Genomic DNA, 25,927 nt, shown 5'->3' with positions numbered 1-25,927 from the left:
AGGTTTATGGAATGCGTGTAACGGGTATGATGCAGAACTTGCAGCTGTTAAAAAACCTGCGAAACATCAACACGGCGATGACAACCGGCCAACAGCAGCTGGCAACCGGCCAAAAAATCAGCAAACCGAGCGACGATCCGGTCGGAACGGGTTATCAAATGCGATACGATACCGACTTGGCGCGGAGCGACGAGTTTTTGACGAACGCTCAGACGGGCACGGAAATTTTGAAGACGATGGACTCCTTGCTGCAACAGGCGAGCGATGTGTTGAAGCGTTCGCGTACGTTGGCGCTTCAAGCCGCCAACGGGACATTGGATTCGCAGCAAAGACAAACGATCTCATCGGAAATCAAACAATTAAAAGAGCAGTTGGTTACGATCGGCAACAGTACTTTTAACGGTAGATATTTGTTTAACGGGCAGAAAACGGATCAGGCTCCCTATACCGTGGCTGGGGCGGCTACTGCGGAAACGGATCCGGGTTTGTTTTATCTTAACGTAAGCCCGTCCGTCAAAGTGCCGGTAAGCATTACCGGTGAAGTTGTTTTCGGAGCGGCCGGAACGGATAATGCCTTTAAGGTTCTGGACGATCTGGCGAATGCGCTTGATACCAATAATGAAGCCGGAATTCAGACAGCCATCGATAATATCGATGTTACTTCCGACCGGCTTAATGTGAGTTGGTCGGAGATCGGGGCGCGGATGAACCGTTTTGACTTGATGACAAACCGGATCCAGGATGAACAGGTAAATATAAAGGAACAAAGATCAAACGTAGCCGACGTGGATTTTTCGGAAGCGATTGTGGATTTGAAGATGAAAGAAAATGTTCTTCAAGCAGCCCTGTCTACGGGAGCGAGAATTATGCAAACCTCGCTGGTTGACTTCCTGCGATGATTAGCGCCATTTTGCCAAATGACTGGGGGAAGTATAGGCCGGCGGAAATTAATGTTCGCCTAACTCCTCCTGAAATGGAAACCGATTGGACAGGCGTTTATGATGATTTGGGGCTGAAACGTCCATCTTCCTTTAAGAGGGAGTTAGACGGACAAGCTCAGGCGGCGGTTTTAAGGGACATTACTTCCAAGGCTCAAGAAGGTGACCGGGTAGCGAATATTTCCTCGGGCGAAAAAAACGTGTTTGGTCACATTGCCCATGAAAGATATATGCGAAAGGGACAAAAGGAAGTAACGATCGAAGCTCTTCCGAAGCAAGGAGTGATTATCGACTTCCGGATTTATCCCCCAGAAATTCAAGTTGATCCGAGAGGAGCACTTCCAAAATGATGCAGATTCATAGTGAGACATACGGGGTGCTTGAAGTTAAGGAAGAGCAGATTTACTCCTTTGAACCCGGAATTTTGGGTATTCCTGAAATTAAGCAATATGCATTACTTCCTATGCAGGATACCCCTTTCTATGTATTGCATTCTTTAGAGGATGAAGTCAGCTTCATTTTACTTCCTTCTCATCAGGTGGTTGAGAATTACAGCTTTCGCCTTCCGGAAGAAATCGTGGACTCGCTGCAGCTTTCATCACCGGATGAAGTGGGCGTGATGCTTATTGTGAACTTCCAGTCGAGCGAACTGTTTGTAAACCTGATGGCCCCTGTCCTTCTTGCTCCGCATTCGCAAAAAGGATGCCAGTATATTATCAAGGATCAGGAGTTACCGATCCGGCATCCCCTTCTTTTGCAAAAAGGAGGCGTGTAGATGCTGGTCCTGAGAAGGAAAGTAGGAGAAGCGGTCATGATCGGAGACGAAATCCAAGTTCAGATTTTGGGGATCGAAGGCGATCAAATCAAGCTCGGCTTCTTGGCCCCTAAGGATGTATCTATTTTACGCCAAGAGTTGTATCAAGGAATCGTTGCCGAAAATTTGGCAGCAAAGGAGCAAATCAGTCTATTGCAGCAAGAACAAATCCTGGACCTGCTAAAAAAATTTAAAATGTAAATCATTTTGAAGGTAGGTGGGTTAGGTTATGAACCTTAATCGGTTGGATGCGAATGTTCAAGAGCTAAGGTCCGGGGATTACGGCTTGTCAAAGACGACCCCATCTCTTGCTCAGAACAGCAGCAAAATTGAAGAGCAAAGAGTTCATGCGCTGACAAAGGAAGAACAGGCAAAGCTGGAGGAACAAATCAAGAAGCTTAACGAGTCGATCGCGGCCTCGGGCAAGGAACTCAGATTTAAGTACAACAATGATGCGGAGCAGCTGTACGTAGAGGTGCTGGACGCGAAGACGCAAGAAGTCTTAAGCAGCCTGCCGCCGGAATTTCTCATCGATCTTTCGGTCAAGATGAAGGAATTAATCGGCATGTTTTTTGATGAAAAAATTTAAAACGAGAGGAAGAGGTGTAAATCATGGGAGTTGCTTTATCGGGTTTGGCATCCGGTATGAATACCGGAGATATCATAAAAGGCTTAATGGATATTGAAAGAATTCCTTATACTAAACTGGAAACTAAAAAAAGTACAATTACAAACAACAAAAGTATTTTTAACAGCATTAATTTGAAATTGAAAAACCTGCGGGACGCAGCTTCGGCTTTCACGGACCTCGGTTCTTTTCAAGTGAGTAGCGCAGTCAGTTCCGACACGACCAAATTGACGGCTACGGGCGGAGGAGCTTCGGTCAACGGCAATTATACCGTAGAAGTTACGAAATTAGCCAAGCAGCAGATGAATGCAACAACCTCGATTCAGGTTAAGGATGCGGACGGCAAAGACATTAAGTTTAGCGCTGATGATCTGGCCGCAGCAAGGTCGATTTCGATTGGGGGAAAGAGCCTTGTCCTAAGCGACGATCTGGACTTAACCAATAAAAGTTATAGTGACGCGCTTTCGACCATCGCAGGGCAGATCAATAAGCAATTCGGAGATGTCCAGGCTTCCGTCGTGCAAACATCCGATGGATATAAGAGCTTGGTCGTCACGGCCAAAGACGGGAAAACAATCGATATGAGCGGTACCGGCTCGTTTACTCTAGAAAATAAAGTAGCGGCGCAACCGGCCATTTTAAAAGTTAACGGTATTGATATTACCAGTTCCAGCAACACGGTAAAGGATGCTATTCCCGGGGTAACCCTGCAGTTATTGGCCGAAGACACCAAAGTTAATGTTGAGGTCAAGCAGGATGTGGATAAGATTGCCGAAAAAGTTCAGACTTTTGTCGATGCGTACAATGATGTTGTTAAACTTATCCGCGAAAACACCAAAAAGGTTGAGAATGAAAAAAATGCAGACGGCTCCTACAAGGATTTCAAAACGAACCTCCAAAGCGACTCCTTGCTTAGACAGTTGAACTCGGAACTGTACGATATCGTTAGTACTGTTTCCGGCAGTGCGGATAACCTTAGACTTTTGAGCGATATTGGCCTGGAAATCGATAAAGGGAAAAAATCAGCTTCGGAGATGACCGGGGAGCTTTCCTTTGATAAAGAAGTGTTTAAGAAGAAATTGACAGATAATCCGAGCGCTGTAGAAGAATTGTTTAATGGCGAGAACGGGCTGGGAACCATAGCCAAGGACCGGTTATATAACTATACTAAGACTAACGGCCTGATGGCTTTGAAAATGGAAGGGCTCGAACAAGACATCGATTTTATTGATGAACAAATGGAAAATATGGATGCAAGATTAACGCTAAAACAAGAGAGACTTACGAAACAATTCACCCAAATGGAAGTAGCGTTGTCTAAGCTGCAAAACCAACAATCCTGGATGGCCGGCCAGCTAAGTTCGTTAATGTCGTCCAGTAGTTGATCGTTTTTATAGTTCCTTTTAGGAGATGAAAAATCCATGGCTATGCCCAATGCTTACCAAAGCTATCAAAAAAATAAATACGAGACGGCCTCTCCTCATCGTCTCACATTAATGCTGTACAATGGAGCCGTGCAATTTGCCGAGCGTGCCCATAAGGCCATCTTAGAAGGAAGCTTGGAAGATACCAACAAGTACATACAGAAGGCCCAGGACATTATCTATGAATTGATGACTTCCTTGAATGAGCCGGAGGGCGGCGAATTGGCTCGTAATTTAAAAAATATTTATGTATATTTGATTGATAGATTAGTGCAGGCTAACATCAAGAAAAACGCCGACTATGTCGAAGAGGTTATCCGTCATCTCAAAGAGCTGCAGTCTGCTTGGGAGCAAATCGGAAAGGAAGTCAGCCTTGGATAATCACGACACTTCAATCATGGCGGAATATCGGGAGCTTTTCGGCCAATTGCTTGAGTGTACGAAACATCAGTTGGAGTTATTATCGGCTGAGGAGTCGCTGGAACGCATGACGGAAGTTTATCTGCAGTCAGCGGAAAAGTGGGAGGAGATCAGAGGCGCGATTGATCGCATGGCTTTGGAATTTCCGACTTTAAAAGAAATTCAGGATGCAGCTTTGGCAGAGACGATGAAGAACATTCAGGCTTACCTGCAGATGATTGAAGCCCGGCTCAGCGATTCGATCCATGAAACGGGTGATGACTTGCGGACGGTAAAGGACCAAAAGATGCTGATGAACGCTTATTACGGCATGAATCGAAGAGGATATCATTCTTTTTATTTTGACGAAAAAAAATAAAAAAATTTCTTTGGATAGGTATAAAGTTATATTTTAACGATGCCGATATATTGATTAGGCCACAAGGATGTAGCCAATATAAACCAATCACGGAGGATGATTAGAATGGGAATGTTTATCAACACGAACGTTGGCGCATTGAACGCTAACCGCAACCTGAACTTCAACAACACGCAAATGGGCAAGACAATGGAAAAATTGTCTTCCGGTTATCGTATTAACCGTGCTGCGGACGACGCTGCTGGTCTTGCGATCTCCGAAAAAATGCGCTTCCAAATCAACGGTTTGACGCAAGCGCAACGCAACGCTCAAGACGGTATCTCCCTGATTCAAACGGCTGAAGGTGCTTTGACAGAAGTTCACTCCATGCTGCAACGTCTGAACACGCTGGCTAACCAAGCAGCAAACGGAACTTACGACAGCACGGACCGCGAAAAGATTCAATTGGAAGTTAAAGAATTGATCGGAGAGATCAGCAACATTGCTCAAACGGTTAACTTCAACGGCATCAGCCTTCTTAAATCAGCTACATCTGTTTCGTTCCAAATTGGTTCCGATGCTGACACTACAATTTCAATTGATCTTAAAGCTATGACAACTACTGCATTGAAAATTAATGATCTTTCGGTTTCTGGTGCTACTGCAGATAATGCGAACAAAGCTATCGCAGCTGTTAAATCGGCAATCAGCACAGTGTCCACTCAACGTGCTAGTTTTGGTGCCGTACAAAACCGTCTGGAACACACAGTTAACAACTTGGGCGTAATGGTAGAAAACCTGTCCGCTTCCGAATCCCGTATTCGTGATGCTGATATGGCTACTGAAATGACTTCGTTCACGAAGAACCAAATCTTGGTGCAAGCAGGTACAGCAATGTTGGCTCAAGCTAACTCTGCTCCACAATCCGTTCTTAAATTGCTCGGATAAGTTCAAACCTTTTTGCGGACCCCCTTTTGGGGGTCTTTTTGCTTTATTTTACCTATACAAATCCACTATGTTTATTCCGATATATTAGGTATACATGAATAAGGACGTGAGTGAATTGAAGGTAAGGATTAACCAGCAGCAGGAACAAGTCATTGACGGATCGATTGAGCAGCTTGATAAATGGTGGAAAGAGGCGACGGGCTCTATTTTTCAAACCGGGCAGCTTATCCACTGCGTTGAGATTGACGGCAAAATCTTTTATGACGGATACGAACAATATTTATTTCTTAATGTGGATCAAATACAGTGCGTTAATATTAATACCTTGTCGAGATTGGAAAGTATAGTGTCTACTGAACAAGAGTTAGACCAATATCTCAGCCGATTCATTCCAGCGGCCAAAAGTGTCGCTAACCAGTTATATGGTGGACTTAATCAGGAAAATGCAGGTTTGTTGTCCCAACTTGTGCAGGGGCTGGAATGGGTAAGCAGTGCAGTTGCTTTAAATGTTAAACTTTATATGGAGGAAACAGAGAATCTTCCGGAGTATCTTGCCGAAATTACTTCAGTAAATCAATATATTAGCGTTATGCATACCAATATCCAACAAGATGATTTTGTAGGAGTAAGTGATGTACTGGAATACGAAATCATTCCTGCTCTCGAAAACTATCATTCACAATATAAAGAAAAGGTGTCAGCATGAAATTGTTGGAAGCTAACGAACAGATATTACAAGACAAATATCCCGAGTTGGCCCGGGTTATTGATCACAATGTTCCGGATCTGGAACGATATGAAGTCGTTTGCACGAAGAACAATGAGTTTAATCTGAAACGGCAAGAAGATGACGTAGAATACTTTTTCCATAGCAAATATAATGCCGAAGTGGAAGCTGTTAGATGGGTTCAGGCAACGATGGATGGGAAATCAGATAATGAAGGGCCTTTACTGCTGTTTGGAGTGGGAATGGGCCATTTTTTGAAAGCTGTATTGGAAAAGACCGAGGTTAAACAGATCATTGTATATGAGCCTGATATAAATGTATTCCATAGCATGTTACGAAACCAGGATGTTAGTGGATTGTTAGACAATGATCGTGTTAAGATGGTGGCTTTGGGAGAACATGAGCTAGTCCTTTCAGAGCTGGCAGATTATATCAGTGGACAGTTGTCCGGAACAATTACACTGATCGCTGCACAAATATACAGACGGCTATATAAAGAAACGTTTAATCAATTAGAAGAAGTGATTAAACACGGAGTTCTCAATAGCCAGTCAAACTTTCAAACTTATCAAAGATATCAAATGGAATGGGTGCGGAACATCCTTTATAATATCCCCCATTGTATTGTAAATCCATCTATAGCCGCTCTTAAAGGAATTAACAACAAAGGGGCAGTGGCGGTTATCGGTTCCGGTCCATCATTACAAGAAGATATTCATTTACTTGAGCAATTGAAACAAAAATGCATTCTGATTGCAGCCGGTTCCAGTATTCAGATTTTGCAGCACCATCACGTTGATCCGCATTTTATAGTAACAATGGATGGTGGTAGTCCCAATTTACAAGTTTTTAATAATATAGATCGTGGGCGTACTCCCCTTATCTTTGTCAATCATAGTCATTTTCAAATCCAAGACATGTATCAATTGGAGATGTTTCATGCCACTTTTGAAGGTGATACGATAAGTCAATACTTGTTGGAAGAGGATATGGGCCCCTCATTTAAACCAACTGCGTCAGTCACTGGAACAGCCATACAATTAGCGGCTTATATGGGCGCAAAGGATATCATTTTACTTGGGCAGGATTTATCTTTCCCTGATCAAAAATATTATAGCGCTGGAGCTAATCATGCGTCAGAAAAAGGATTGACCAACGCTCTAAGCAGTGCAACGGAATTTGTAGAAAACGTATCTGGCGGTATGAATCCCACCAATGCGGTTATGACGATTACCCGCAAGAATATAGAAAATATTATCTCTGTTTTACAGCTTAATGGAATGAGTTTTACAAATACTTCCTCCAAGGGAGCGAAAATAAAAGGTGCAGAGTGGGAAAGCCTTGAGCGCATCATAAAGGTATTGCCAGCAAACCAGGTGCCTGCTTTGTATCGTTTAAATGCCATGCCAGTAACGGAAGAAAACTTAAGTGAGAAAGTTTCGAAGAAAATGAATCATATATTAAGCGAAGCCCAAACACTGGATAAAAGTTTGACTAAGATAAAGCAAGAATTGATTTCGATGGCCAAAAATGTAAAAACTAAAAACGCAAATAATTTAAACAAAAATTTGCTGAAAGTCAATAAGCTATGGCAATCAATAACTGATCAAGACATCTTTAAGTATTTTCATAGTTTTGGACTGGCTCATCATATCAACCACTATATGAGATTTGTTCCCAAGATCGTTGACGCAACGAATCCATTCACGAAAGCCTCATTAATTATAGAGCACTTAGGCAAATTAGTAGATGAACTGATCTCTTTTAACCCCCAAATGACTAATTATATCCAACATGCTCTTCATCGCATGGATCTATTGCATCAACAGGAGGAATAGCCGTGAGTTTATATAAAGGTAAGAAAATTTTAATAACCGGGGGGACTGGGACAATTGGTCAACATCTTGTTAGACGTTTGTTGCAGGAAGAACCCGGTGTTATTCGCATATTTAGCAGAGATGAATTCAAACAGTTTGAAATGGCGCAGGAGTTGCAGCAGTATGCTCAACAGTTGCGTTTCTTGATAGGTGATGTAAGAGATGAGCAAAGGCTGTCCCGGGCCATGGCGGACGTAGATTATGTCTTTCACTGTGCTGCTATGAAGCATGTCCCTGCCTGCGAATATAATCCTTTTGAAGCTGTACAAACAAATATAATCGGTACGCAAAATGTGATACAGTCTGCATTGGAAGCTAGAGTGAAAAAAGTCATTTTTGTGAGTACAGACAAAGCCATTGCTCCAACAAATACTTATGGTGCATCTAAATTAATGGCCGAACGTCTAATTTCTTCTGCACAATACCAAGCGGGTTCAGCCAATACCACATTTGCAGCTGTGCGTTTTGGAAACGTTATGGGATCAAGAGGCTCTGTCATACCACTTTTTAAAAAGCAGATCGAATCTAAACGTAAAATTACAGTTACTCACAAAAATATGACTCGTTTTATGATGACTATGGAGGAAGCTACTGAGTTAACCCTTAAAGCTGCAGATTACGCTCAAGGTGGAGAGGTTTTTGTATTAAAAATGCCTGTAGTTAGATTGGAAGATCTAATAAATGCTGTGATTCTAGAAATGTCAAAAAAAATAGGAATTACTCCTGAAGAAATAGAGATTGAAGAAATTGGTTTGCGGCCCGGTGAAAAAATGTATGAGGAACTTATGACGGAAGATGAGGGAAAACGGGCAAGAGAACTAGCAGAAATGTTTGTCATTCCAAATGAATTTGTTAAAAAAGGAATTTATCCAAATTCAAAACCGGTTAAAGATGGAAAGTATAGTTCAGAGGATCAAAAAACATTGGAATTTGATGAGGTAACAGAGTTGCTAATACGATCAAGGGCTTTGGTCTGATGAACGATATAAAGGGTATTCTATTCCCAGTTTAGCATGCGTCAACGAAAATCCATAAATACCGGACAAGGTATACTTGTTGGTGGACAAAGGAATCGTGTTCGGTGAGATGAGCGGGTTGCGGCTCCATTCTGATAGCGGTTCTTTGTTTAGATCTTAGCGGTTTTCAGCTTATATCGTTGATTGTGGGATCAATTACCAATAAATAAATTCTCTACTCAGCAGAGTAAAGTGCCGATATATTAGATAACGTTAGAAAACTGCATTCGTTTAACTTTTGTAATTTCGTCTAATTATTCGTCAAAAAAACAATAGAAATAGGAACGTGATTACAGATGAAACCTAATATTAACATTAATGGAAGAGTTATAGGTGAGGACTATCCTCCAATTGTTATTGCTGAAATTGGAATCAATCATGAAGGATCTCTGGAAGTAGCAAAAGAAATGGTGGATGCAGCTTACAATGCAGGCGCTGAGATAATTAAACATCAAACGCACGTTGTGGATGATGAAATGAGCGCCGAGGCTAAAAAGGTAATACCGGGAAATACGAATGTATCTATATATGAAGTTATGGAACGTTGTGCTTTAAGTGAAGCTGATGAATTAGAATTAAAGAACTATGTAGAATCTAAGGGAATGATCTTTATCAGTACTCCTTTTTCTCGGGCAGCGGCTAATCGGCTAGAGAAAATGAATGTCGCAGCATATAAAATTGGCTCAGGAGAATGTAATAACTACCCTTTAATAGAACATATATCTCAATTTGGTAAACCGGTTATTCTATCAACAGGCATGAACAATATTGAAAGTATTCGAAAAGCAGTTGGGATTTTGGAAAAGTATGATGTGTCTTATGCATTACTTCATTGTACAAATGTCTATCCTACACCTGCTCACCTAGTGAGATTAGGCGGCATGCAGCAACTTCAAGAAACTTTCCCTAATGCAGTAATAGGTTTATCAGATCACACTATAAATAACAATGCTTGTTTGGCAGCTGCTGCACTAGGGGCCTCGATATTAGAGAGGCATTTTACGGATCATAAAGATCGACCGGGCCCAGATATCGTTTGTTCCATGGACACTCACCAATTGCGTGAACTTATTCAAGGAGCTAAGGAAATTGCACTCATGCGAGGTGGTAATAAGGAGGCGGCCCAGGAAGAAATGGTTACTATTGATTTTGCTTTTGCTACAGTAGTTGCCACTAAGAACATCGCTGAAGGCGAAATTTTAAATGCGGATAATATTTGGGTAAAACGTCCTGGTACGGGTGAAATAAAGGCAGAGCATTTTAATGATGTGTTAGGAAAAAGAGTGAATCGAACTATTCAGAAAGATGAACATCTAAAATTTAGTGATATATTAGATTGATTTTTCAAAATAATAATTGGAAGCGGTTGGTGTCTAATATCTTAAACATGCAGCGAATAGAATTTTATTTTTGGAGGATTAAGCATGATATTTAAATATGATAAAGATAAAGCTTTCGATTATGAAAATGGGTTTATGCTTACTTCAGACATCTATAGAATAGGGAATTTTCTGGCTCACTATGAATTGTATAAAAAAATTTTAGGGTTACCTGGGGATATTATAGAATTAGGAGTTTTTAAAGGTAACTCTTTGATTCAATTTGCTTCTTTTCGAGAATTATTAGAGAATGAGAATTCTCGGAAAATTATTGGTTTTGATGTGTTTGGTGAATTTCCTTCAAGCTCCGCGTTTGAAAGTGATAAGGAATTCATATATGAGTGGAATGAGCAATTCCAAGGAGAGTTTTTATCAAAAGATGATTTGTATAAAAGTTTAGAACTGAAAAATGTAAAGAATGTAGAGCTAGTTGAAGGAAACATTTTAGAGACACTTGAAGTTTTTTTAAAAGAAAATCCACATACTAAAATATCACTATTACATATCGATACAGATGTGTATGAACCTTCTATTTTTGCATTGGAGTTGCTTTACAATAGAGTGGTTCCAGGTGGCGTTATTGTTTTTGATGATTATGGAACTGTTGAAGGGGAGACTAGAGCAGTGGATGAGTTTTTTGCGGGTAAAGAGCATAAGTTGCAAAAATTCACCTTTAGTCATACAAAACCATCATTCTTGATAAAAAAGTAATAATAGGGGCACTGGGGAGTATTCTACATGAAAAAGATGGTTTTCTTAACGGGAACTCGCGCAGATTACAGCAAACTCAAGTCGCTTATGAACAAAATTAAAGTTGATCCAGAGTTAGAGCTGCATTTATTTGTAACAGGTATGCACATGCTTTCACGATACGGTTCTACGTGGTTGGAGATTGAAAAAGACGGTTTTAGAAAAGTATATCAATTTATTAATCAAAGTCAAAATACGCCAATGGACCTGGCATTAAGCAATACCATAAGTGGGCTTAGTAACTACATTGCCGAAATAAAACCGGATATGATTGTTGTTCATGGAGATCGCTTGGAAGCCTTTGCTGGAGCAATTGTAGGATCCTTCAATAATATTTTAGTTGCACATATTGAAGGAGGCGAAGTCTCCGGAACGATAGATGAATCAATACGTCATGCAATTACTAAGCTTGCTCATGTTCACTTTGTAAGTAATGAAGAATCTAAGAAGAGGATAATGCAGCTAGGTGAGAACTCCGAAAATATATATATCATCGGCTCTCCAGAAATAGATATTATGTACTCGAAAAGTTTACCTTCTCTCGAAGTTGTAAAGCAGAGATATAACATTGGATTTAAGGAATATGGTATTGTTATGTATCATCCTGTCACTACTGAATATGAGCATTTGCGTAAAAATATTCAGTCACTCATAGATGCGCTTTTACTTTCTGGAAAAAATTACGTTGTTATTTATCCAAATAATGATTTAGGCAGTGATATTATTATTGAGGCTTATAAAAGCTTGGAAGGTAATCCTAGTTTTGCAGTTTTTCCCTCCATCCGCTTTGAATATTTTTTAACTCTGATGAAATATGCTCAATTTGTTATTGGAAACTCCAGCGCTGGCATTAGAGAATCAGTTGTGTATGGGACGCCAGCCATTGATATTGGTAATCGGCAGAATGGGCGATATGATCATGAGAAGGAAATCCTCATTCAGCATGTTCATGAGAATCGAGAGGAAATATTATTTGCCATAAAAAATGTTCCTAGTCATAATATCTTTCAAGCTAAAAGTTCTTTTGGATGGGGAGATAGTGCTGAACGCTTTATGGAGATTGTTAAGAATCCTCATCTGTGGGAAACACGTATCCAAAAGAAGTTCTCAGACTTGCTGTAGGAGGTTATACCATGTTCCAGAACAAAAAGATAATAGCCATAATTCCAGCACGTGGTGGTAGTAAAGGCATCCCTAATAAAAATATAGTAGATGTATGTGGAAAGCCACTCATTGAATATACCATTACTGCGGCAAGACAATCACGTTATATTGATATGGTATATGTCTCCACAGACAGTTTACAGATAGCAGAGCTTTGTGTGGCTAGGGGGATAAGCGTTCCTGAACTTAGACCCAGAGAACTTGCCACTGATGAGGCTAAAACTATTGATACGTTAAGGCACACGCTTAAGCTGCTTAACTATGAGAAATTCGACTATGTAGTTTTATTACAGCCTACACAACCATTACGACTTCCCTATCATATAGATGAGGCCATACAATTAATTGTTCCTGGACAACGAGAAAGCATCATTAGTGTAACTAAGGTCAGTGAGCATCCTGTTTTTATGAGAAGTCTAGATGCTAATGGTAAACTGAATTCAATTTTAAACACAAATAGTACCATTAGAAGACAGGACTTAAGTACGTTTTATAAGGTTAATGGAGCGATTTATATTAACAAGGTAAGTGACATATTAAACTATGACATTAGTTTGAATGATAATGAGTATCCATACATTATGGATAAGGCGTATGATCTAGATATAGATACAGAGGAAGACCTTAATAAATTTATTCAAATACAATCTTTGAGAGAAAAGAATAATATTTAAATCATCTAGTGCTTTGTTTTTGATAAGAAGTGGAATTAAGTACATATTCCTTGAAAAGCCAAGTCAAGGATTAAGAGAATCGCAGAAATGGCATCGACTTATAGTTGCAAAGTATTTATTGCATACAATAGAAGTTTTTATTCCAGCGTCATTGAAGTAATCTTACAAGAGGACGGCCTTAAGCTCGTTTTTGAATTCACTGAGTGGAGCCATATTGTTAACTCAGAATCAAAAATCAGAATTTATTTTAGTATTTTTTAGGTGCTGGGATTACAGAAAATGACGTCCTATTCTCATATCATGCTAATTGGTCAGCATCTTGAAGCTGGAAGTTGGATCTAATGACCGATCAATCTCGGTACATATTAAAACCTCTGGAAAAACTCAAAGTGCAACGGATTGGCAAACTAATTGAAGAAGAAGTCGTGACGATGATAGCTTAGATCAGAGATATAAGTCAGGTTTCTTTGGTGAGTTGAACGCGTTCCTGAATCAGGGCAACGGAAAATCACCATTGCTTAGTATTCATGATGCGGTGAAATACTATGAAATCTATGAAAGAATAGTCACCTCGACCAATAATCCATCATGATCAATTAACTTAAGGTGAGTGAACTGCGATATGGATATTTTGAAGGAATTATCAGAACATCGTTTTGTTGCATATGGTTACGGTCAGGCGTTTAAGATTGTGAGTAAATTTGTCGATATTAATTGTAGTATAGTTGTTGATAATGACCCTCAAAAGTGGGGCACTAATGATGGATTCTATGTCATCGGATCAAAACATCTGAAGAGGATTGATCTCTCGCAGTATAAAATACTAATTTTCCCTTTCGACTATTACGGCATTTTTATTGAACTGTTAGCGTTAGGGGTGGAAGCGTCGGCTATTTATACCTTATTTGAGCTAATGAAGGATACTAAGTTCCGTGAGTTGTACAACGAGCATAAATTATCGGTTCCCTTTCCCAGTACTTATTCCGTAGATGCAGAACTTAATTGTTTTACGCGTAAACTCAGATATCAAAATGTGGCAAAACAGCCCTTAAATTGCAGGCAATTATTTAGCCGCTGGTTCAATGCCTCAATACCCTTGATATATCGTGGTATTAATTTGCGACAGGTGTTGGCCGCAAATGTCTCTACTCTACTGGAGTATGTGTATCTTTTTGAAAGTGATGTTTCTTTACACTACCCTCCAATATCTGAGTCATATGACCTGCGCGGAAATGGAGATATTCTAGTTCCAATGTTCGCACGTCCAAGAATAGATCATGTAAATCGAATGCGATCGATAGTCAATGATATTACCTCTGATATAACTATCATTACCTATAGTGATATGGATGTAAACATTCATCTACTTCCAAGAAGAACATATAAGTTCAAATTTTCCTTCAGCAGAGATGAACAATATTGGGTTAAGCGTATTACTCAAGAGCTTGAAGTTGCTTTTTTTATTTTGACAAATGATGAGAAAGACTGGATGAGCTATCTAATCAACTACTATATTCAGTTGATTGATTTTTATATTGACGTATTGCGCATCAATTGTAAGGTCATGCTTTCCATTTTCCCATATTACGAACAAGAAAACCTTTTGTTCCAAATGGGCAAACTTCAGGGTGCTGTCGATGTTGTATATCAACATGGGAATTATACAGATGCTACATCCAACGAGCGGTTTCATCCACATCTATACACATTTGCACTGAAAAGCGATTATTATCTCGTCTGGAATCAAAAAGCAAAACATGATCTGATTAACGTGTATGAAAAAGAGGATACTCAAGTTATCGTATTAGGTAATCCGATGCAAATTGAAAAAAATAATACTGCCTCAACAAGTCTAAAAAAATTTCTAATCGTTTGTCCGGGCAAGGTGTTTGATCATTTGAACAAAGTAAATGAGTTGCTTAATGATGCAGAGCTTGTCGCAGATATATTCAGATTGAAATACGACATCAGGTACCACCCATTAAATAAAATAAATCCGAAGGATAGCATTCTCTCTCATTTTGACAAGAATGTTTATGCGAACAATTGTAACTACGATGATTATGCTTTTTTTATAGGGAGAGAATCGACATTATTGGACGAGATTCGAGATGGGGGATTTCGAGTTTTTACCAAATCCGAAAAAGTAACTATGCCATACGAGTATAGCAATAGCCAAGAGCTGCAGGTACTTGTTAATCAGGCAGTTCATACATCCTTTAATGAAGATAATAGACCTAAACAAACATCAGCAGAAGAGATCAGAAAAAAATATGCTGAGTTCCTTATAAATCTGCTCAAGAAATCTTCCAAGCAAAGAATAATAGAGAGTTGGGAGTAACGTCGATATGGATATAACAAAACAACTAGACATCCAGTTTAGCATGGCGGAAAAAGGAAGAAGGCTATGGTTGGGACTAGTCGAAGACAATCAGTTGGATTTGCAGGACTATGTAGTATTGTTCCCTAGCGACCAGCCCAATATCAATTATTACGGCTTGCTGTACTTAAATCAATTTATTAATAACAAAAGAGCAAACAAAACCGTTATTGTTACCAGTGATGGAACAGTGCAGAAAGCATATGATTACTTCACTGATAAAGTAACTCACTGCTACTTATTTAATAACGATGATATAGACTCGCTACTGAATTTCTACAGATTGTACATGTTCACGAACAAGTTAATCATCGTCTCTCTAGATAATTTTTCAGGACGTACATTAGGCAATCTACTTAATATTCGTGGTATTACACTTGAGGAAATAATCTCCTTAGGGATTTACCAGCTTCGTGAATTCAAACAAGAGCAGCCCATAAGCTTTTTAGGGAGTAATCAAGCGTTAAAAGATTTCTTTAACCTATCCTGATGGGTTAGCAAGGAATTACTGATGAGGAGCTGCTGATATGAATTGTGATTATATTATTGTTCAAGCTGGCGGTAAAGGAACAAGATTGGAGCATTTGACCATAAATAAGCCAAAATGTTTAGTTCCTATTAATAATTTACCGATGCTTTTTCATTTATTTCGTAAGTTCCCCGATAAAAAGTATATTATTATTGGAGATTATAAATACGATGTTTTACGTGAATACTTGAAGGTCTTCGCCGATATTCAATATATCCTAATAAATTCTCAAGGAAGACATGGGACACTATCTGGAATTTCCGATTCTTTAAAGCTCATTCCGAATAACAAGCCATTCATGCTGATATGGTCGGATTTAGTACTATCCGAGGAATTTATTTTACCTGAGTCAGGCGATTATATTGGTATTTCAAAAGATTTCAGATGTCGCTGGAAGTACGAAAATCATCAGTTTCAAGAAGAACCGTCAGAGGAGCATGGAGTCGCTGGATTATTTGTTTTCTCTAACAAACAAATGCTTGGAGATGTTCCAGAGGAAGGTGAATTTGTAAGATGGTTGGGCGGAAAGAGTATTATCTTTAAAGAACTTCCTTTATACAAATCAAAAGAATACGGTCTATTATCTGAGTACAAAAAGCTAGAAGTTCCAAAGTGCCGTCCTTTTAATCAACTAATAATTGCAGGTGATCGGGTTACCAAAATTGGAATTGATCAACAAGGACAGCATTTAGCCAGAAAAGAGAAAGCATGGTATCAACTGATTGAACAGGTCGGTTATACGAGTGTGCCTAAAATTTATAGCTATGAACCTTTTACCATGGAGAAAATAAAAGGTCAAAACATCTATGAATATAAAGAACTGCCATTTGAGCAAAAAAAGTCTATTCTAGAGAATATCATTATGGAAATAAAAAAACTCCATAGTTTAGGAAAACAAGAAACCGATTATTTCAGCATGAAGGAAGCATATATAACCAAAACATTCGATAGGTTATCACAAGTGAGAGATCTGATACCATTCGCAAATCAGGACTATATCGTTATTAATGGAAGAAAATGCAAAAATGTATACTTTTATCAAAATAAACTAGAGGAGCGGTTAAGTCAATTGGAAGCTACAGAGTTTCGGCTCTTGCACGGGGACTGTACCTTCTCCAATTTAATGCTGGACGAGCACCATCGCCCAATATTACTAGATCCTCGCGGTTACTTTGGATTTACTAAGTATTACGGTGACGCGGCATATGACTGGGCAAAGCTATATTATTCGCTTGTAGGAAACTATGACCAATTTAATATTAAAAATTTCAATTTAAGTTTTGTTGAAGGAGAAGTTGAATTAAGAATTGCTTCAAATGGATGGGAAGCATTAGAGGCACAATTTTTCAAACTTCTTGGGAACGAGGTTACAGAAAGACAAATAAAATTAATTCATGCTGTTATATGGCTTTCCTTAACAACCTATGCATGGGAAGACTATGATTCAATTTGTGGAGCTTTTTATAACGGATTGTATTATTTGGAGGAAGTACTATGATTGCATATTTTGAGAGCCTGCTTAAGACCATCTCAAGTGCCATCGAGGGCTTGGATGAAATGACGTTCAATCAACTTGTCAACGATTGTGTTACTACGCTCAATCAAGGCAATAAGCTGGTCGTATCCGGTTTGGGTAAAAATGTATCTATCTGCGATAAATTTGTCGGATCCATGGTATCCTTAGGATTAAACGCTTGCTTCCTTCATACGAATTCTGCTATTCACGGCGACATGGGGGTAGTGAAGGATGGGGACTTAGTCATTATATTAACAAAGAGCGGAGAAACCTCGGAATCGATTTATTTAACCAGATTGCTTCAAGAAAGAAAGATAAACCTATGGTTGATGACTTTTGAAGCAGAGAGCACCTTAGCAAGAGCAATCAAAAATAAACTCATAATTCACTTGGAGCATGAGGGCGATATGTGGAATATCATGCCAAACAACTCTACTACGCTTAATCTCATTATTTTGCAGGCCTTAGTTATGCAAATCGCTGAAAAACAGAACCTGCAGCTTGAAGACTTCAAACGAAATCATCCAGGGGGCCACATTGGGGAGGTGCTAAAAGGTGAGCTATCAAAAATTTGAAACTGTATATCTTTCACCTCTAGGAAAAACCTGGATCTTCGATTTGGACGGGACCCTTGTGAAACATAATGGATATAAAATGGATGGCAAGGACTCGCTGCTGCCTGGAGTAGCACAGTTCTTCAAACAAATCTCTGACAATGATTTCGTTCTTATTATTACAGCGCGTGCTGCAGAGTGGAAGGATAATACAGTGGCCTTTTTAATCGAGAACGGAATTAGATTCAATCATATTATTTTTGATGCTCCGCATGGAGAAAGAATTCTGATTAATGATCGAAAAAATTCCGGTTTAAGCACAGCCTATGCGATTAATACAAAACGAGATGAGTTTTTAACTACTGCATTTATCATTGATGATAAGCTATAGGGGGAATAGCTTTGGAAGGTATGCTGCTACAGAAGCTTCTGGATATGTTGGTAGCTTTAATGGAAAAGGGCATATTTGATAATAGGTATATTGTCATATTTGGAGCAAATGCCCCGGGCACTGTAATGATTAACTACCTCGAGAAACAAAATATAAAGGTAGATGCTGTCATAGATAATAATACTTTATTGCATGGGAAACATTTCATGGAAATATCAATCAGTTCTCCGGAAGAGGTGCTTAGCAACTTTAAAGAAAATGCATTAATCATGATAGCTTCCAAATATTATGATGAAATGAAACAACAATTAGAACAGATGGGTTATAAGAACCAAATTCATATTTTACAAATGCTTAACTTAAGTGGAAATGTGAAATTTGATACATCAATTGATGCATTTCAAAATGCAAAAGAAACGGTGAAGTGTGGTCTGAGCGTTTATCAAAGAATCAAAAAAAAATATGGTGACACTATCATTGTCATGGCGCCTGTCCGCCCCAATGGCGATGTCTATATAATTGCCTCCTACTTGGATGCATATGCTAAAAAAATGAGTAGCACGAGTAATAAACCCATAGTACTAACTGTAATTGGAAATGCCTGTGAAGCTTCCGCAAAGCTATTTAACATTGAACATATCGAAAAGTTATCCTGGGATGAAAGTGCTCAGCTGGCTGCATATGCTAACTTTCTGCCCCATAAAATAAAAGTGATTAATCCATACATCTCTCACTTGGAGACCTATCAATATATTGATGGCTATAGAGGTTTAACATTTCTAGATATAATGAAACATGGACTACTTGGATTAACACCTGAAGATACCATAGTCAGACCCGAGCATGAATATAGGGGAGAGGTCGTACAAGAAGTATTCGATAAATACGAGCTTAGAGAACATAACACGGTTATACTGGCTCCTTACGCAAACAGTATACCTCAAATAAGGTGGGATTTATGGGAAAAGGTCGCGGAACATTTAAAAAACAAGAATTATATAGTTTGTACTAATTGTGGAACAAAAGAGGAAAAACCAGTAAGAGGTACCAAACCTGTGATGTTTAGCTTTCGTGATGCTGTTGCGGTTATCGAAAAAGCCGGGTATTTAATCGCATACCGAAGTGGATTTTGTGATATTGTCGCACAAAGTAAGTGCAAAAAAATCATCGTCTATCCGCATCACTTTTCGGGGTTAAGCAGCTTAAGGGACTTTTTTGGAATGGAACACGAATTATATAGACAAGAAGAGTTAATTCAAATTGAACATACATTTGCAACAACAGATGAGTTGGTGGATGAAATAGTTAAACACTTTTAAAGGCCACTAATCTGCTTTGAGCGGGTGGTCGTTTAATTGGGAAGCTAAAAGAAGGGCGGACATATGTTAGCGAAAAAAATCACTTTTATTACCGGTGCATCACGAGGCATCGGGCGAGAGACCGCCATTCAATTCGCCAAGCACGGAGCTGTGCTTGTCTTGAATGGGCAAAATAAGGAAGCACTTGAGCACCTGCAGGCAGAATTGCAACACGAATATAGCGCAGAGGTCCATCTTTTGCCGTATGATGTGCGTAATACAGCTGAGATTAAGCATGCTTTTCAGTGGATCAAGAAGAACCTCGGAACACTGGATGTGCTTGTGAACAATGCCGGCGTGATGGATGATGCTCTGCTGGGCATGGTGAATGAGCAGCAAATGGAGTCTAGCTTCTCGATCAATATCGAAGCGGTGATCTATCATATGCAGTATGCTTCGCGCTTGATGACCAGACAAAAGCAGGGCTCGATCATCAATGTCAGCTCGATCATCGGCAGAACAGGTAATGCAGGACAAGTAGTGTACGCCTCAAGCAAAGCAGCCGTAATCGGTGCAACCTATTCGGCAGCCAAAGAGCTTGGCGTGCATAATATCCGAGTCAATGCCGTTGCTCCGGGCTTCATCGATACCGATATGACCAAGCAGTTTTCCGAAGAGGTGTATAAACAACGATTGAGCGGAATCAAGATGAATCGAATGGGAAGGCCGGAGGAGGTTGCTAACACGATTCTGTTCCTGGCCTCCGACCTCTCCACATACGTAACGGGGCAAGTCATTGGAGTGGATGGCGGTATGGTGATTTAATACTTAATGGCTGATGGTGGTGAGTTTGTGATTAACTTTAAAAAGCTGGATGAAGGTGATTTGGAGCAGGTATTGGAGTGGCGAACAAGCGAGCATGTTACCCGGTATATGTATAGCGATATTGACAAAAATCTGGATAATCAAATGAAATGGTATAAGGCTATTTCGAAGGATGACACCCAGTATTATTGGATCATTGAATATAAGGGTACGGCAATTGGCTTGATATCCATTAATAACTTGGATAGGATTAACCGGAAGGCTTCATCTGGTTACTATCTTGGCGATCTAAGATACTCAATGATAGCAGGACATATTCTTCCTTATCTTTATAATTTTGCTTTTTTTCAGTTGGGCTTAAATAAGCTCTATGCCGAAGTTATGGAAGGCAATGACGGTATAATGAAAATGCATCTTCACCACGGATATACACATGCGGCTATCTTTAAGGAGCACATTTATAAATACGGGTATTATCATGATGTACATTACTTTGAATTGCTGGCCTCGACTTGGAAAGAGAACTGTCAGAAATTTCATAGGTTTACTGCACAGTTTACGCTGTAATACATATAAAACGATCATGAGCAAAGACCGATATATGTTATATACGTCTTTAGTTAGGTGGGTAAAGAGATGAATAATGAACAAAAGCTGCGTGAAATCTTTGCAGAAGCGCTGCAAATCGATATAGAGCAAGTAACGGACGGATTATCCTATAATGGCATTCCTGAGTGGGATTCGATTGCGCATATGACCTTGATTGCAGAGATCGATAATGTGTTCGACACGATGTTGGATACAGATGACGTGCTGGACATGAGTTCTTTTGCCAAGGCCAAGGAGATATTAGCTAAATACGACGTACAGTTCTAGGGATCAAGGGTGTGGTTAAGTGACCATGCCCTATTCTTTTACAGCCTTGAAAGGGAGATTGCGATGTTTTTCAATATACAACAATATGGGGAACAATACGCCGTAATTACGGAGGAACGCAAGCTTACGTATGCTGAGCTGCAAGCCTTGGCTGATCAGTATGACTTTCGATCTGACGACAAAGAGCTGATTCTTTTACTCTGTGATAACGAAATAGAGATCGTGGCCGCTTATGTGGCGGCCTTGCAAGCGAAGCAGGCTGTAATGCTGCTGAATGCTTCTACTAATATAGAGCTGTTAAATCATATAGTTATGACCTACCGGCCGAAATGGATCGTTGTCTCGAGCGAGCTGAACTTTGATGGATACCGTCAGAATGGCAATGTATTAGATCGCGAACAGCATTCCAGAGCAGCCATTCATTCCGAGCTTGCTGTGCTGCTTAGTACATCCGGCACTACGGGCAGTCATAAATTTGTACGCTTGTCCTACGCGAATATACAGTCCAATGCTGAGGCCATCGCACAGTACCTGGAGATTGATGCTGGCGAGCGGGGGATTTTGAATCTGCCATTATCCTATTCATATGGATTATCGATATTGAACAGTCATTTTCAAGCTGGAGCCGCTGTGCTGCTAACCGGGGAAAGCGTCGTTGCCAAAACATTTTGGAACTTCGTGCGGGAACAGCAAGCGACCTCCCTGCCTGGAGTTCCATTTACATATCAAATGCTGGAACGAATAGGCTTCTTTAAGATGGATTTGCCGCATCTCAGTACCTTAACCCAGGCTGGGGGAAGACTCGAGGAGCGGCTGGTGCGCCTTATGGGCGAGTACGCCAAGGAGCAGGGAAAGCGATTTTTCGTAATGTATGGACAGACCGAAGCTGCGCCGCGTATTTCCTATATTCCTAGTGACAGAGTATTGGATAAACCAGGATCCATAGGCATCCCTATTCCCGGCGGCAGGCTGGAGCTTGCGTCAGAGACAGGAGAGCTGATCTACTACGGCAGCAATGTCATGCTGGGCTACGCGGAGACGCTGGCTGATTTGGCTAAAGGTGATGAGTGCGGTGGGGTGCTGCATACAGGCGATACAGCTACCGTGGATGAAGAAGGATTTTTTACGATTACGGGAAGAATGAAGCGGTTCATCAAGCTGTTTGGTCTTCGTATCAACCTGGATGAAGTAGAAAGAAAGCTGGAGGCACTGCTTCAACAGCCTATAGCTTGTGTCGGAAACGATGACAAAATGCTTGTTGCAACGGAATCCAGTCAGCATGTTACCGAGATCAAACAACATGTTGATCAGCTGTATAAGTTGCATCCTACAGCCTATAAAGTGATTATAGTAGATGAGATTCCGAGATTAGCCAATGGCAAGATTGATTATCAGGCATTAAAGGGTGAATAATGATGAGCTATCCCTATGACTTGTATAAAGATGCGAAGCAGCAGCTGCTGCTGACTGGATTATATGAGCTTACTTTGCATCATACAGAGAACAACGCGGCATACCGTGCTATGCTTGAAAAATCGGGTTCCCAACCGCAAAATCATCTTCTTGAATCAGTCCCTTATTTGCCAGTGCAGCTATTTAAGCTGATGGACCTGGTCTCTGTTCCACAGGAGAACATCGTGAAGGTACTAACCTCAAGTGGAACTACAGGTCAGCAGGTATCCAAAATTTATTTGGACAAAGAGACAGCTGCGCAACAATCCAAGGCATTGGTGGAGGTCATGAAGCCGCTCCTAGGGACTCAGCGCCTGCCGATGATTATATTGGATACGAAATCCGTGCTGAAGGATCGGCGTTCCTTTAGTGCCCGTGGAGCGGGTATATTAGGGTTTGCCAACTTTGGCAGGCAGCATTTTTATGCTCTGCACGATGATATGTCCGTGGACTGGGATGGTCTGGCCCAATTTTTAAGCAAGCATGAAGGCAGCAAAATTTTGCTGTTCGGATTCACCTATATGATTTGGAAGCATGTGTATTTGGAAGCAAAACAGAAGGGGATCGCAATTGATTTCGGCGATAGCTTGCTGATTCATGGCGGAGGCTGGAAGAAGCTTCAGGATGAAGCAGTGGATAACGCTACGTTCAAATCTGAATTGGGGCGTGTGCTAGGCATTCGCCAAATTCATAATTATTACGGTATGGTCGAACAAGTAGGCTCGATTTTTGCAGAGTGCGAGCACGGTCACTTGCACACTCCTAATTATGCCGACGTCATCGTCCGGGACCCGATCAGCTTTGCTCCGCTGCCGTATGGACAGCAGGGTCTGATTCAGGTGCTGAGTCTGCTGCCCAAGAGCTATCCAGGTCACAGCTTGCTAACGGAGGACCTTGGAGTCATTCACGGCGAAGATGATTGCCCATGCGGCTGGAAAGGAAAATACTTCAGTGTGGCGGGGAGAATCCCCAAGGCTGAGCTGAGAGGCTGCAGTGATACCTATGCATTCGGACAAGGGGGGCGTGAGGCATGACGAAGAGATTCTTCTTTCCGTATGAACAAGGGGAGCAGACCCTGCAGCAATTGTCAGGCAAACCGCCGCTGGCTCCATTCCACCAGGTAGTGCTGGATTTTGTACAAGCTTTGTCTCAACGTTTTGTCAAAATGCGCCAGTACCCAGAAATCGTGGCTCTAGGATTTTGGATGCGCAAAGCGAATATGAAAGCCATGCAGCAGCAATGGGAGCAGGATACAGACGGGCGAATCATGAAAGCGCGAGGGACCGTGTTCCATATTGCGCCGTCTAATGTGGATACCATCTTCATTTATTCCTGGATGCTGTCTCTATTGGCAGGTAATCGCAACATTATTCGCTTGTCCAGCAAGGAACAGCCGCAGCAGCATGCTTTGCTGCAAGTGATCCTTGAAGAGCTGACACAGCCGGCTTGCCAATTGCTTGCTGAGCGGAACGTTATTCTAACGTATGAGCATAACGAGCAAAAGACAGCCGAGCTTAGCGGAATTTGTCATGTTCGTGTGGTATGGGGAGGCGATGAAACGGTAAAGGCCGTGCGCCGCATTCCACTTTTACCGGTGGCTAGTGAACTGGTGTTTCCTGATCGTTTCTCGCTGTCACTAATCAAAGCCCAAGCCATTATTGAACTGGAACAATCCGCATTTGTGCAACTCGTTCAGCAGTTTTATAATGATGCCTATTGGTTTGATCAGATGGCCTGCTCTTCCCCTAGGCTGATCGTATGGCACGGAGAACATGAGCAGGTTGAGCGAGCGCAGGACAGGTTTTGGCAGATGCTTGAGCAAGTGCACACGGCTAAGGCCTCGGAGCTGCTACCGGCGCTGCAGGTGCAGAAGCTGGCGACAGGCTTATGGCTGTCTGCAGAGCAAGAGGCGATCCGGATGAATAACCGCCCTGCCTTTGCCAGGGTCATGCTCAATCAGGTAACGGCGGAAGTAAGAGAGCGTCATTGCGGCGGCGGCTTTTTCCTGGAGACAGCTGTGAACGAACTGTCCGATCTGGTCCCCATGTTGAATGACAAGGATCAGACGTTATCCTATTTCGGTTATGACAGGGAGGAATTACTGGAGCTGACCGCCTTCATTCATGCTCGGGGCATTGATCGTATCGTCCCGATCGGCAAGGCGCTGGACTTTCATGAGGTATGGGATGGGCAAAGCTTTTTGCACTCATTTACGCGAGAAATTGTTATTATATAATGGGTTGAAACGATGCAGAAAAAAGGAAGTGCGCAGCCTATGAAAACAATCGTAGTTATTCAAGCAAGGATGGGTTCCACGCGATTGCCGGGAAAAATCTTAATGCCGTTAGGCGATCACGATAATTTGTTCTATGTAACATCCCGCTGCAGAAGTATTCGCGGGGTCGATGAAGTGATTGTGGCTACTTCAAGGTTACCGCAGGATGATGCGGTGGAGCAGTGGTGCAGCAAGCATCAGATCGTCTGCTGCCGCGGCTCGGAGGAAGACGTATTAAGCCGCTATATGGAAGCGGCTCAGCCCTACCAGCCTACTTATGTTGTACGAGTCACAGCCGACTGCCCCTTTGTCGATGTGGAGATGGCGGAGGACATGATTCGTCTAATCCAGCAGGAGCAAGTCGATATCGTCGATCTCGGGGCTGCTTTGCCTAGGGGACTTGCTGTCGAGGCGATCTCCTATACTGCATTGCAGGTTATAGATAAGCAAGGACAAGAGCCTCGCCATAGGGAGCATGTGACCTATTATGCTTATGAATATAGGGAGCAATTTACCAGAACGGTGTATCATCCTCCTGTGAACCGACTGCATACTCAGCTTCGCATCACGCTTGATACAGAGGAAGATTACGCATTGATCTCTACGGTAGCAAGACATTTTAATGATCCTTACATCTCTAGCGCAGAGGTCATTCAATACTTGCTGGACCGTCCTGAACTTGCTAGCCTCAATGCTCACGTGGAGCAGAAGCCAGTCGTCTGAACAATCACAGGC

Annotated in this window: 29 protein-coding genes; all 29 read left to right on the top strand. The window is 41.1% G+C overall.

Translation table 11 applies throughout. From position 1 onward, the window contains the following. Positions 1-11: 11 nt before the first annotated feature. The 29 genes from flgL to EHV15_RS04420 all read left to right on the top strand — a co-directional run bounded on the left by flgL (position 12) and on the right by EHV15_RS04420 (position 25,915). A complete protein-coding gene (flgL, locus tag EHV15_RS04560; RefSeq protein WP_128630195.1) occupies positions 12-899 on the top strand; it encodes a flagellar hook-associated protein FlgL in 888 nt (295 codons plus the stop codon). Further along, positions 896-1,288, top strand: a complete 393-nt coding sequence (locus tag EHV15_RS04555) for a DUF6470 family protein (RefSeq protein WP_128630194.1) — start codon at positions 896-898, stop codon at positions 1,286-1,288. Before flgL ends, EHV15_RS04555 begins: the two co-directional genes overlap by 4 nt. After that, positions 1,285-1,713, top strand: coding sequence for a flagellar assembly protein FliW (gene fliW, locus EHV15_RS04550; RefSeq protein WP_128630193.1), 429 nt, complete (start codon positions 1,285-1,287; stop codon positions 1,711-1,713). The genes EHV15_RS04555 and fliW overlap by 4 nt, the downstream gene beginning before the upstream one ends. After that, complete coding sequence (gene csrA, locus EHV15_RS04545) at positions 1,714-1,953, top strand: carbon storage regulator CsrA (protein WP_128630192.1); 240 nt, start codon at positions 1,714-1,716, stop codon at positions 1,951-1,953. It abuts the gene before it with no gap. 28 nt (positions 1,954-1,981) lie between these two features. After that, the gene (locus EHV15_RS04540; RefSeq protein WP_128630191.1) at positions 1,982-2,341 is read left to right on the top strand and encodes a flagellar protein FlaG; all 360 of its coding nucleotides are present in this window, start codon (positions 1,982-1,984) and stop codon (positions 2,339-2,341) included. 23 nt (positions 2,342-2,364) lie between these two features. Beyond that, positions 2,365-3,765 carry a flagellar filament capping protein FliD gene (fliD, locus tag EHV15_RS04535; RefSeq protein ID WP_128630190.1) on the top strand — a complete coding sequence of 467 codons (1,401 nt, stop codon included), beginning with the start codon at positions 2,365-2,367 and terminating at the stop codon, positions 3,763-3,765. A 36-nt stretch (positions 3,766-3,801) separates the two neighbouring features. Next, entirely contained in the window at positions 3,802-4,185 is a 384-nt protein-coding gene (gene fliS, locus EHV15_RS04530) for a flagellar export chaperone FliS (protein WP_128630189.1), read from the top strand. Then, positions 4,178-4,582, top strand: coding sequence for a hypothetical protein (locus EHV15_RS04525; protein WP_128630188.1), 405 nt, complete (start codon positions 4,178-4,180; stop codon positions 4,580-4,582). Before fliS ends, EHV15_RS04525 begins: the two co-directional genes overlap by 8 nt. Positions 4,583-4,687: 105 nt before the next feature. Then, positions 4,688-5,509, top strand: a complete 822-nt coding sequence (locus EHV15_RS04520; RefSeq protein ID WP_128630187.1) for a flagellin N-terminal helical domain-containing protein — start codon at positions 4,688-4,690, stop codon at positions 5,507-5,509. Positions 5,510-5,624: 115 nt separating this feature from the next. Further along, on the top strand, positions 5,625-6,215 hold the full coding sequence (locus tag EHV15_RS04515) for a DUF8042 domain-containing protein (RefSeq protein ID WP_128630186.1): 591 nt from the start codon (positions 5,625-5,627) through the stop codon (positions 6,213-6,215). Continuing rightward, positions 6,212-8,074 carry a motility associated factor glycosyltransferase family protein gene (locus EHV15_RS04510; protein ID WP_128630185.1) on the top strand — a complete coding sequence of 621 codons (1,863 nt, stop codon included), beginning with the start codon at positions 6,212-6,214 and terminating at the stop codon, positions 8,072-8,074. The genes EHV15_RS04515 and EHV15_RS04510 overlap by 4 nt, the downstream gene beginning before the upstream one ends. 2 nt (positions 8,075-8,076) lie before the next feature. Beyond that, positions 8,077-9,090 (top strand): UDP-N-acetylglucosamine 4,6-dehydratase family protein, encoded by a 1,014-nt coding sequence (locus EHV15_RS04505; RefSeq protein ID WP_128630184.1) that lies wholly within the window; start codon positions 8,077-8,079, stop codon positions 9,088-9,090. 335 nt (positions 9,091-9,425) lie between these two features. Then, the gene (neuB, locus tag EHV15_RS04500) at positions 9,426-10,469 is read left to right on the top strand and encodes an N-acetylneuraminate synthase (protein ID WP_128630183.1); all 1,044 of its coding nucleotides are present in this window, start codon (positions 9,426-9,428) and stop codon (positions 10,467-10,469) included. Between the two features lie 84 nt (positions 10,470-10,553). Beyond that, the gene (locus EHV15_RS04495; RefSeq protein ID WP_128630182.1) at positions 10,554-11,219 is read left to right on the top strand and encodes a TylF/MycF/NovP-related O-methyltransferase; all 666 of its coding nucleotides are present in this window, start codon (positions 10,554-10,556) and stop codon (positions 11,217-11,219) included. Positions 11,220-11,246: 27 nt separating this feature from the next. After that, entirely contained in the window at positions 11,247-12,380 is a 1,134-nt protein-coding gene (neuC, locus tag EHV15_RS04490) for a UDP-N-acetylglucosamine 2-epimerase (RefSeq protein WP_128630181.1), read from the top strand. Positions 12,381-12,391: 11 nt separating this feature from the next. Next, on the top strand, positions 12,392-13,096 hold the full coding sequence (locus EHV15_RS04485; RefSeq protein ID WP_128630180.1) for an acylneuraminate cytidylyltransferase family protein: 705 nt from the start codon (positions 12,392-12,394) through the stop codon (positions 13,094-13,096). A gap of 622 nt (positions 13,097-13,718) precedes the next feature. Beyond that, complete coding sequence (locus EHV15_RS04480) at positions 13,719-15,437, top strand: hypothetical protein (RefSeq protein WP_128630179.1); 1,719 nt, start codon at positions 13,719-13,721, stop codon at positions 15,435-15,437. A gap of 7 nt (positions 15,438-15,444) precedes the next feature. Beyond that, on the top strand, positions 15,445-15,966 hold the full coding sequence (locus EHV15_RS04475) for a hypothetical protein (RefSeq protein WP_128630178.1): 522 nt from the start codon (positions 15,445-15,447) through the stop codon (positions 15,964-15,966). Between the two features lie 37 nt (positions 15,967-16,003). Continuing rightward, positions 16,004-17,503, top strand: a complete 1,500-nt coding sequence (locus EHV15_RS04470; RefSeq protein WP_128630177.1) for a phosphotransferase — start codon at positions 16,004-16,006, stop codon at positions 17,501-17,503. Beyond that, positions 17,500-18,096: an SIS domain-containing protein gene (locus tag EHV15_RS04465; protein WP_128630176.1), complete on the top strand. Its 597-nt coding sequence runs from the start codon at positions 17,500-17,502 to the stop codon at positions 18,094-18,096. The genes EHV15_RS04470 and EHV15_RS04465 overlap by 4 nt, the downstream gene beginning before the upstream one ends. Then, positions 18,077-18,466: an NIF family HAD-type phosphatase gene (locus tag EHV15_RS04460; RefSeq protein ID WP_128630175.1), complete on the top strand. Its 390-nt coding sequence runs from the start codon at positions 18,077-18,079 to the stop codon at positions 18,464-18,466. Before EHV15_RS04465 ends, EHV15_RS04460 begins: the two co-directional genes overlap by 20 nt. A gap of 20 nt (positions 18,467-18,486) precedes the next feature. Then, positions 18,487-19,785, top strand: coding sequence for a Rossmann-fold NAD(P)-binding domain-containing protein (locus tag EHV15_RS04455; protein WP_246061891.1), 1,299 nt, complete (start codon positions 18,487-18,489; stop codon positions 19,783-19,785). 63 nt (positions 19,786-19,848) lie between these two features. Beyond that, positions 19,849-20,589, top strand: coding sequence for an SDR family NAD(P)-dependent oxidoreductase (locus tag EHV15_RS04450; protein ID WP_128630173.1), 741 nt, complete (start codon positions 19,849-19,851; stop codon positions 20,587-20,589). Positions 20,590-20,595: 6 nt separating this feature from the next. Further along, positions 20,596-21,156: a UDP-4-amino-4,6-dideoxy-N-acetyl-beta-L-altrosamine N-acetyltransferase gene (gene pseH / locus EHV15_RS04445; protein ID WP_128630172.1), complete on the top strand. Its 561-nt coding sequence runs from the start codon at positions 20,596-20,598 to the stop codon at positions 21,154-21,156. A 69-nt stretch (positions 21,157-21,225) separates the two neighbouring features. After that, a complete protein-coding gene (locus EHV15_RS04440) occupies positions 21,226-21,465 on the top strand; it encodes an acyl carrier protein (RefSeq protein ID WP_128630171.1) in 240 nt (79 codons plus the stop codon). A 63-nt stretch (positions 21,466-21,528) separates the two neighbouring features. Next, on the top strand, positions 21,529-22,878 hold the full coding sequence (locus EHV15_RS04435; protein WP_128630170.1) for an AMP-binding protein: 1,350 nt from the start codon (positions 21,529-21,531) through the stop codon (positions 22,876-22,878). Further along, entirely contained in the window at positions 22,878-23,951 is a 1,074-nt protein-coding gene (locus EHV15_RS04430; RefSeq protein ID WP_246061313.1) for a LuxE/PaaK family acyltransferase, read from the top strand. The genes EHV15_RS04435 and EHV15_RS04430 overlap by 1 nt, the downstream gene beginning before the upstream one ends. Next, positions 23,948-25,153: an acyl-CoA reductase gene (locus EHV15_RS04425; protein WP_128630169.1), complete on the top strand. Its 1,206-nt coding sequence runs from the start codon at positions 23,948-23,950 to the stop codon at positions 25,151-25,153. Before EHV15_RS04430 ends, EHV15_RS04425 begins: the two co-directional genes overlap by 4 nt. A gap of 39 nt (positions 25,154-25,192) precedes the next feature. Further along, positions 25,193-25,915: a cytidylyltransferase domain-containing protein gene (locus tag EHV15_RS04420; RefSeq protein WP_128630168.1), complete on the top strand. Its 723-nt coding sequence runs from the start codon at positions 25,193-25,195 to the stop codon at positions 25,913-25,915. Positions 25,916-25,927 lie beyond the last annotated feature (12 nt).

Origin of the sequence: Paenibacillus oralis (assembly GCF_003863965.1) — a bacterium.
GTDB lineage: Bacteria > Bacillota > Bacilli > Paenibacillales > Paenibacillaceae > Fontibacillus > Fontibacillus oralis.
The sequence above is the reverse complement of the archived record's forward strand: the minus strand, read 5'-3'. Positions and strand labels throughout refer to the sequence as shown.